At 69.9% G+C, this 8515-nt stretch carries 9 protein-coding genes and 1 pseudogene; 3 read left to right on the top strand and 7 right to left on the bottom strand.

The window, feature by feature from the left end; translation table 11 throughout:
- The 7 genes and pseudogenes from FNX44_RS19910 to FNX44_RS19880 form a co-directional block, all read right to left on the bottom strand.
- A pseudogene (locus FNX44_RS19910) lies at positions 1-357 on the bottom strand (FAD-binding oxidoreductase); the annotation flags it as partial.
- Between the two features lies 1 nt (position 358).
- Positions 359-1813 carry an ATP-binding protein gene (locus FNX44_RS19905; RefSeq protein ID WP_143649784.1) on the bottom strand — a complete coding sequence of 485 codons (1455 nt, stop codon included), beginning with the start codon at positions 1811-1813 and terminating at the stop codon, positions 359-361.
- A 15-nt stretch (positions 1814-1828) separates the two neighbouring features.
- Complete coding sequence (locus FNX44_RS19900; RefSeq protein WP_143649782.1) at positions 1829-3379, bottom strand: SCO6880 family protein; 1551 nt, start codon at positions 3377-3379, stop codon at positions 1829-1831.
- Positions 3376-4680 carry a hypothetical protein gene (locus FNX44_RS19895; RefSeq protein ID WP_143649780.1) on the bottom strand — a complete coding sequence of 435 codons (1305 nt, stop codon included), beginning with the start codon at positions 4678-4680 and terminating at the stop codon, positions 3376-3378. The genes FNX44_RS19900 and FNX44_RS19895 overlap by 4 nt, the downstream gene beginning before the upstream one ends.
- Positions 4670-5485, bottom strand: a complete 816-nt coding sequence (locus FNX44_RS19890) for a DUF8175 domain-containg protein (protein ID WP_143649778.1) — start codon at positions 5483-5485, stop codon at positions 4670-4672. Before FNX44_RS19890 ends, FNX44_RS19895 begins: the two co-directional genes overlap by 11 nt.
- A 245-nt stretch (positions 5486-5730) precedes the next feature.
- Positions 5731-5919 (bottom strand): hypothetical protein, encoded by a 189-nt coding sequence (locus FNX44_RS19885; RefSeq protein ID WP_143649776.1) that lies wholly within the window; start codon positions 5917-5919, stop codon positions 5731-5733.
- On the bottom strand, positions 5913-6083 hold the full coding sequence (locus FNX44_RS19880) for a hypothetical protein (protein ID WP_153507503.1): 171 nt from the start codon (positions 6081-6083) through the stop codon (positions 5913-5915). Before FNX44_RS19880 ends, FNX44_RS19885 begins: the two co-directional genes overlap by 7 nt.
- A gap of 172 nt (positions 6084-6255) precedes the next feature.
- Between FNX44_RS19880 and FNX44_RS19875 the strand changes: the two genes are divergently transcribed.
- The 3 genes from FNX44_RS19875 to FNX44_RS19865 all read left to right on the top strand — a co-directional run.
- Complete coding sequence (locus tag FNX44_RS19875) at positions 6256-6504, top strand: GntR family transcriptional regulator (RefSeq protein WP_228450037.1); 249 nt, start codon at positions 6256-6258, stop codon at positions 6502-6504.
- 92 nt (positions 6505-6596) lie between these two features.
- Complete coding sequence (locus tag FNX44_RS19870) at positions 6597-7409, top strand: alpha/beta fold hydrolase (RefSeq protein WP_143649773.1); 813 nt, start codon at positions 6597-6599, stop codon at positions 7407-7409.
- Positions 7410-7434: 25 nt separating this feature from the next.
- The coding region (locus tag FNX44_RS19865; protein ID WP_143649771.1) for a VanZ family protein at positions 7435-8515 on the top strand (1081 nt) is incomplete at its 3' end.

Raw genomic sequence — 8515 nt, 5'->3', positions numbered from 1 at the left:
GAAGCCGAAGTTGCCCGCGAGACCGCAGCAGCCCGCCGCCAGGTCGCCGTCGAGGCCGGCTCGCTCACGGAGGCGGCGTTCGGCGGCGTCGCCGAGGACGGCGTGCTGGTGGCAGTGGGTCTGGCCGATCAGCGCGCGGACGGCCAGCGCGCTGCGGCCGATGCTGACACCTTCCGGCCAACTTCCGGTGGCCAACAGCGCGGACAGGCCCGCCGCCGACCACACCAGCACCGTCGAGGAGATCAGTACGCCGAGCCCGGTCAGCAGCAGCCCGTCCGGGATGCCGCCCGCCCTGCCGTCGCCGGTGCCACCGCCACCCGGCGAGCCGTTTGTCGTGACGCTGTGGTGCGCGGGCATGTCATGCCACCGTTTCGTCCGCCGTCGCGTGTTTGTCGAAGGAGAGCGCCCGGGACTCCGTCTCCCGCTCGTACGCCTCGTCGATGGCGTCGAGGGTGGTCGCCCGTGTCCGCGCTTCCGCCCCGGAGTCCGGCGGCGGTTCGGACGCCGAGGACTCCGTCATCGCCCGGTCGGTGAAGACGAGGGGACGTTCCGCCTCCGTGACGAGATGCTTGACGACCTGCACGTTCCCGTTGACGTCCCACACGGCGATGCCCGGGGTGAGCGTCGGGATGATCTCGACGGCCCAGCGGGGCAGGCCAAGCACCTGGCCGGTGGCGCGTGCCTCGTCGGCCTTCTGGGCGTAGATCGTGCGGGTGGAGGCCATCTTCAGGATCGCCGCGGCCTCCTTGGCCGCCGCGCCGTCGACGACGTCCGACAGGTGGTGCACCACCGCGACGAAGGAGAGCCCCAGCCGCCGCCCGAACTTGAGCAGCCGCTGGAAGAGCTGCGCGACGAAGGGACTGTTGATGATGTGCCAGGCCTCCTCCACCAGGAAGATGCGCTTCTTCCGGTCGGGCCTGATCCAGGTGTGCTCCAGCCACACGCCGACGATGGCCATCAGGATCGGCATCGCGATGGAGTTGCGGTCGATGTGGGAGAGGTCGAAGACGGTGAGCGGCGCGTCGAGGTCGATGCCGACGGTTGTCGGACCGTCGAACATGCCGCGCAGGTCGCCGTCGACGAGCCGGTCGAGGACGAGGGCCACGTCCAGGCCCCAGGAACGCACGTCCTCCAGGTCCACGTTCATCGCGAGCGCCGAGTCCGGTTCCGGGTGGCGGAGTTGTTCGACGATGTCGGTGAGGACGGGTTGGCGACCGACGACCGTGGAGTTGACGTAGGAGTGCGCGACCTTCAGGGCGAAGCCGGCGCGCTCGTCCAGGCCGTGGCCGAGCGCGACCTCGATTATCGTCCGCAGCAGCGCGAGTTGGCCGGTGGTGGTGATGGACGGGTCCAGCGGGTTGAGCCGGATACCCTGGTCGAGCGCGGCCCTCGGGTCGAGCCGGACGGGGGTGATGCCCAGCTCCTCCGCGATCAGGTTCCACTCGCCGACGCCGTCCTCGCCCTGCGCGTCGAGCACGACGACCTGGCGGTCCCGGAAGCGCAGTTGGCGCAGGACGTACGTCTTCTCCAGCGCCGACTTGCCGTTGCCGGACTCGCCGAGCACCAGCCAGTGCGGCGCGGGGAGCTGCTGGCCGTACAGCTGGAAGGGGTCGTAGATGTACCCCTTGCCGCTGTACACCTCACGGCCGATGATCACGCCGGAGTCGCCGAGGCCGGGCGCGGCCGTGGGCAGGTAGACGGCCTGGGCCTGCCCGGTGGAGGTCCGGACGGGCGATCTGGTCGTCTCGGCGCGCCCGAAGAGGAAGCTCGTGAACGCCTCGGTGATCAGTGACAGCGGATCAAGCCTGGCCATGCGCTGCTCGCCTCCTCAGCGTCGGATTCCGGTGGCGAACGGCAGGGTGTTGACAAACGCGCGGTGGTGTTCGCGGTCGCACCACTCCAGCTTCAGGAAGCTCTTGCCGGCGGCGGCCCTGATGGTCCGCTTGTCGCGGGCCAGGTCGTCGGGGTTGCGGGACGACACGGTGATGTAGCCGACGAGGTTGACGCCCGCGGCGCCGCTGGCCAGGTCCTCGCCGCGCTGGTCGACGCGGCCGTGGGCGGCGATGTCCCGGGGGTCGATGGTCCGGTTCATCTTGGCCTGGCGGTTCGCCTCGGCCTCGTCGTTGGTCTTCTCCGTCAGCATCCGCTCGATGGCGACCTCGGTGGGTTCGAGGTCCATGCACACCGCGACCGTGCGGATCACGTCCGGGGTGTGGACGAGGAGCGGCGCCAGGAAGTTCACGCCGACCGGGGTCATCGGCCACTCCTTCACCCAGGCCGTCGAGTGGCACCACGGTTCGCGGGTCGCCGACTCCCGGGTCTTCGCCTGCAGGAATGTCGGCTCGGTGGCGTCCAGTTCGGCGGGCCAGGCGTTGCGCCTGGTCATCGCCTGGATGTGGTCGATGGGGTGGTCCGGGTCGTACATCGAGTGGATGAGGGAGGAGAGCCGCGCCTGGCCGAGCGGCTGCCGCACCCTGATGTCGGCCTCCGCCAGCCGGGCGCAGATGTCCGTCAGCTCCCGCGTCATGATCAACGCGAGGCCCTCGTCCTTCGACAGCTTCCTGCCACGTGTGCTGCGGCCGGCCTTCGCGATCGTCGCCGCCTCCGCCGCCAGCTCGCGGCCGTACTGCATGCAGGCGACCAGGTAGGCGCGGTGCTGCTCGCTGGACGTCGACACCATCGACTGGAGTTGCTCGTAGGAGTCCTGCAACCAGTCCGGGGCCCGCTGGTCCCCGCGCTGCGCCACGTCCTTGGCGTGCGCGTCCGGGTCGGCGGGCAGCGTGCGCGCGAGCATCTGGAGACGGCTGACGTACCCGTCGCCGTTCGCCACGTGCTTGAGCAGCGTGCCGAACCGGTCGACCAGTGCCTCCTGGTCCTCGCTGTCCCGCAGACCGACGCCGGGGCCCTCGATCTCGATCGCCGCCGTCACCGTGCGGCGGTCGGCGTGCAGGAGCACGGCCACCTCGTCCGGGCCGAACGGCGCCGCCATCCAGGTGATGCGGCCCACCCCGGGCGGCGGGCCGATCTCCACCTCGCGGCCGTCCAGACTGATCCCCGCCTCCGCCGCGTCCGAACGGTACACAGCGCCTCCCTTGCGCAGCAGCCGGCGGTAGGAACGTTTGATCTCGAACCAGCGGTAGAACGTCCGCCCGCCGTAAGGGACGTACACCGCGGCCAGCGCCAGCATCGGAAACCCGACCAGCAACACGATCCGCGCCGACAGCACCGGCACCAGCAGACCGCTCATCATGCCCAGGAACGCCCCGACGACGATCAACGCGATCTCGCCGGTCTCCCGGTTCTTGCCGATGACGGCGTTCGGGCGCGCTCGCCCGATCGTGTAGGTACGGCGGGGGGCGACGAGGTGGGGAGTCGTCACCGATCACCTCCGGAGTTGCTGCTGTTACCGGTACGCGGACCCGGCGGCTGACGCGGCGGAGCCGTGGCGCCACCACGGCCGCCGTGCGCGGCCACACCGCCGGAGACGGGGTTGGGCTGCTTCGGCTGCGCCGGCTGGCTCTGCGCCGGCGCCGCGCCACCGCGCGCGGAGTGTGTGCTGATGCCCTGCCGCAGCATCGCCGCCGGCGTCGACACCGCCGCGACCGCCTTGCGCGAGGCCGGATCGGCGGACGCGTTGCGGTGCTTGACGATCTCGTCCCCGAAGCCGGGGACAAAGCGGTAGATCATCGCGGAAGCGAAGATGGCGAGAATGATGATCGCCAGCCCGGAGACGATCGCCGAGAACGCGGTGGGCCCGTCACCGCCGCTGGCCAGCGCCCCGGCCAGGCCCAACACGATCACGATGACCGGCTTCACAAGGATCACCGCGATCATGATCCCCGCCCAACGGCGCACATGGGACCACAGGTTCTTGTCCACGAGCCCGGAGTAGACGACCACGCCCAGCAGCGCCCCCACGTACAGCAGCGCCGCCCGGATCACCAACTCCAGCCACAGCACCCCGGCCGCCAGAACCGAGACCAGCGACACGACGATCAGCATGATCGGCCCGCCGCCGATGTCCTCACCCTTGGCCAACGCCTCCGAGAACGACCCGAAGAACTTGTCCGTCTGCGAGCCGGTACCCGCCGCGATCACGTCCGTCACCGCGTCCGCGGCAGACACGAGCGTGTAAAGGATCAACGGCGTGAACGCGGAAGCGAGCACCACCAGCCAGAGGAAGCCGATCGCCTCCGACAACGCGGTCGTCAGCGGAACGCCGCGGATCGCCCGCTTGGTCACCGCCAGCAGCCACAGGATGAGCGTGAGGATCGTGGAGGCGGCGAAGACCACGGCGTACTGGCGGAGGAACGCCGCGTTCGTGAAGTCCACGTCGGCCGTCGCCGACACCGCCTCGGACAGCTTGTCCACCGTCCAGGCGGCGGCCTCGGCGCAACCCTTCGCCAAGGAGGACAACGGGTCCAGGGTCTCCAGACGACTGGACCCCCCGCCTCCTCCTCCGGAGGAGGAGCCGCCGTTCTCGCAGTACTCGCGCGCGGGGCCGACGATGAGGTCACAGTCATCGTTGGACGGGGATGGGGATGGAGACGGCGAAGTGTCATCCGACGGATCGTCGGAGGGATCTGCCCAGGCCTTGGCCCCCAAGGCCAGGACAAGAGGCAGTTGCAGAGCCCCGACGACGGCTGACAGGGCGAAGGCACGACGCCGATTACCTGGCATAGGTGAAGCCTCCGAACCCCTCGACCGCCTCCGCGATCTCCTTGGCGGTGGACGCGCGCAGGTCTCCGTTGACCGGCGCCGGCCCCTTCTCCTGCGCGAAGCCCTGAACCTTCCAGTCCTTGCCGACCCAACGCAGTGAGAACTTCATCGTGAACCAGTCGGTCGTCACGGGTGTGGTGCTGCCTTCGCCGGCCATGCCGTAGACGCCGGTGCACCAGACCTCAAGCTCTGCCGACTTGGAGTCGAACGCTACGATTTTGGTTCCCACTGGGACAGTTCTGGACACGTAGGTGTGGCCCTTCGGGGCGTTGCCTTCCGGGTCAAGCCCGACGCGCTCGAGAAAATGCGGTGAGTACGCCTTGTCCATCTTCGCCCGCATGTCGTCCACCTTGTCGGGGGCGAAGACCCGCTCGATGATGCCGCCACGACTGGATGGGCGGATGATCTCCGCGGATACAAGCGCCACCGCGTAGTTCGCGGCGGCGCTCTGGGCGCCCTGCTCGGTGCGGGCGAACCCGGCGGGGATGCCGTCGGCCCCGCTCCCGACCGGCTTGACACCCGTCGGCGCGGTCGGTTGCGCCTGCTCGCGGCTGTTGCCGCCCCGTCCGTCGTCCTCCCCGGCGCGCGTCGCCACCGCGATCGCGCCGATCAGTAGCATCACCACACCCACGACCATCAGCACGTTTCGGCCAGGGCGCAGCGGCGCCGACCGGGCGGCTCCGCTCTCCGTCTCGGGCAGGCGCGTGCGGGTGCCCTGGCGGCCACTTCGCGCATGGCCGTATTCGTCGTCGCCGCCGAAGCTCATGCCGCGCGTGCCCCCTCAAGCCGAACCGCCTACCGCCGTCGGACCATTGTCGCCTCTTTGAAGGTAGCGGGGGCACCGGCTCCGCGTGGCGTCTGGACGCAATCTGAGACCCGTTCCCGGCCTTTGAGGGGGTGTGGCCGGGAACGGGCCTTGATCAATGCGTCAGTAGTAGGAGCAGAAGCGCGAAGAGACCGATCGTCAGCGCGGTGAGCGCCATCGCGGCGGCGGTGGTGCGCGTCTGCCGGTCAGGAGCCATCAGCCGCCTCTGCGCAGGGGAGTTCGGCGCGCTCCCGGTGCAGCGGGCACCGGCAGGGCGGCAGCGCCATGGTGAGGTCCAGCGGGTTGGCGTCCTCTCCGGTCAGTACGAGCTCCGGGCGGATCGTGCGGCGTTCGCCGGTGGCGCGGTTGACGGAGTAGACGCGGATTCTCAGCACGGCGCCGTCGGTGTGTGGAACAACTGCCACGCAGCCTGGTCGAACTCCCGCTCCGCCGCGAGGAGATAGGGGCGGACGAGCGGGGTGGCGTCGCCGTCCAGCGGCTCGTGGTGACGTCTCGGCTCGTGCCACCACAAGCCACCGTGGGCGGTACTCTGCTGCATGTCGACCTGCCTTCCAAGTACTCAGGTTGGCCACGCCCCGGGACTGTTGCTGCAGTCGCCGGGGCTTCACGTTCCCGCACGATATGGCCGCCTATAAATGCCTGTCAATACCTGGGAATTCCTATTAGTCCCTATGTTCGCCTGGTCGTGCATGTGTACAGTCCTGCGTGCTATGGACTACGACCCGAGGTTCCCGAAGTGGGTGCAGATCGCCGACGTGATTCGGCAGCGGATCTACAGCGGTGAATACCCGCCTCGTCACCTGATCTCCGAGGTGCGGCTGGAGCAGGAGTTCGCCACGTCACGTCCGACGATCCGCAAGGTCACGAAGGCCCTGCGCGAAGAAGGGCTCATCACCACGCACACCGGCATGGGCTCCTTCGTCACCGACGGGCCGCACGAGCGCTCCGACGACGAGTGACGGTCGGTCACGGACCCGCTTGCCGCACCTCGCCGCCATCCGGCAGGCTTCGCTTCGAGAGCAGTGATCGTTCCGAGCGCCAGGAGGTCCGGGTGCCAGAGGCCCGCGTCAACGGAGTCCGGCTCTTCCACACGGACGAGGGTGCGGGCGAGCCGCTGGTCTTCGTGCACGGCTCGTGGACCGACCACAACGGCTGGCGAACCGTCGTCTCGCGATTCGCCGACTCACACCGCGTCGTCACCTACGACCGTCGGGGCCACAGCCTCAGCGAGCGACCTCCCGGCCCCGGTTCGCGGCAGGAGGACGAGGACGACCTGGCCGCCCTGATCGAGACCCTCGCCCTGGCACCGGCCCACGTGGCCGGCAACTCGTTCGGCGCGGCGATCGCGCTGGGGCTCGCGGCCCGCAGGCCGGAGCTGTTCCGCTCGGTCGTGGCGCACGAACCCCCGCTGTTCGGCACCGTCGCGCAGGACCCGACGCTGCGAGCCCTGATGGCACAGGCGCAGAGTCGCGTCGACGCCGTGCTCGTCACGCTGGAGGCCGGCGACATGGCAGCCGGAGCCCGGCAGTTCGTCGAAGAGATCGCGTTGGGCCCCGGCGCATGGGACGGGCTTCCGCGCCCGCTCCAGCAGACCTTCGTCACCAATGCCGTCACCTGGATGGACGAGCAGGCGGACCCGACCTGGCAGCACATCGACGTCCAGCGCCTCGCGCGCTTCCCCGGCCCGATCCTCCTCACCCGTGGCACGGAGAGCCCGCCGCCGTTCGGCGCCGTCGTCGACCATCTGGCCGACCACCTGCCACACGCCCAGGTCCGGACGTACTCCGGCGCCGGCCACCTCCCGCACGTCTCGCACCCGGACGACTACGTCCGGACCGTCACCACGTTCCTCCAGCACCGCTAGCGAACCCCCAGAAGGCGTCATCCCCGTGTTCGAGACCTACCTCCTACCGGTCGAGGCAGCGGTCTCGCTGTTCCCGCTGGTCGCGGCTCTGATCATGGTGCCCGTCGCGATACGCGGCTACCGGCGGCGCGGACGGGCGGGCGGCTGGCCGGTACTCGTCTTCTACAGCTTCGTCTTCTACCTGACAGCCGCCTTCCTCCAGACGGTGATGCCGCTGCCCGTCGACACCGACGGGCACTGCGCGACGAGCCGCTATGCCGAGAGCCCGCAGCTCGACCCGTTCGCGTTCAGGGGCACCATCGCCACCGCCGCCGAAGGCGACCGCTCACCCGCCAACCTCCTCACCCTCACGCCGACGTGGACCACCATCCTCAACGCGGTCCTCCTCCTGCCGCTCGGCGTCTACCTGCGCTACCGCCTCCGCCAAGGCCTGATCGCCACGGTCGTACTCGCGTTCCTCACCTCCCTCTTCTTCGAGATGACCCAGTTCACCGGCCTGTGGTTCGTCTACGAGTGCCCCTACCGGCAATTCAACGTCGACGACCTGATCCTCAACACAGCCGGTGCTGGAGCCGGTTGGCTTCTCGCGGGGCCGCTCATCCGCATGCTCCCCGCCAACGACCCGCTCGCCGAACGCGACCGCTACTGGAGCCGCGTCACCCTCACCCGCCGCGCTCTCGCCTTCCTCGCCGACCTGACCGGCTGGCTCGTCGTGTGGACGCTGACCACCGGCCTGCTGGCCGTCGCCACCGACTGGACGACCGGCCGCGAGCACGCGTTCGCGATCGGCACGGCGCTCGGCGCCCTGTGGTTCTGGCTGCTCCCGCTCGCCACCGGCAGCACCCCCGGCAAGCGCGCCGTACTGCTCCGCGTAGCCCGCCCGAACGGCCGCCGCGCCGGCCCCCTCCGCCTCACCGCCCGCACCTGCCTCGTCTACGCCCCACTCGCACTCGCCTGGCTGGCCCTCGCCGATCGCACCTCCGCTCTCACCCTCCCCGACGACGCGACCCGCCTACTCCCGTACTCCGCGGCCGCACTCGCCGCCCTCGTCTGGGGCCTGGCCGTCCCGTCCATCGCCTTGGGCCGCGACCACCGCGCCTTCTACG

Origin of the sequence: Streptomyces alkaliterrae (genome assembly GCF_007097205.2) — a bacterium.
In the GTDB taxonomy this organism is placed as follows: Bacteria; Actinomycetota; Actinomycetes; order Streptomycetales; family Streptomycetaceae; genus Streptomyces; species Streptomyces alkaliterrae.
Note: the sequence above shows the minus strand (reverse complement) of the source record. Positions and strands in the feature narration are given on the sequence as shown.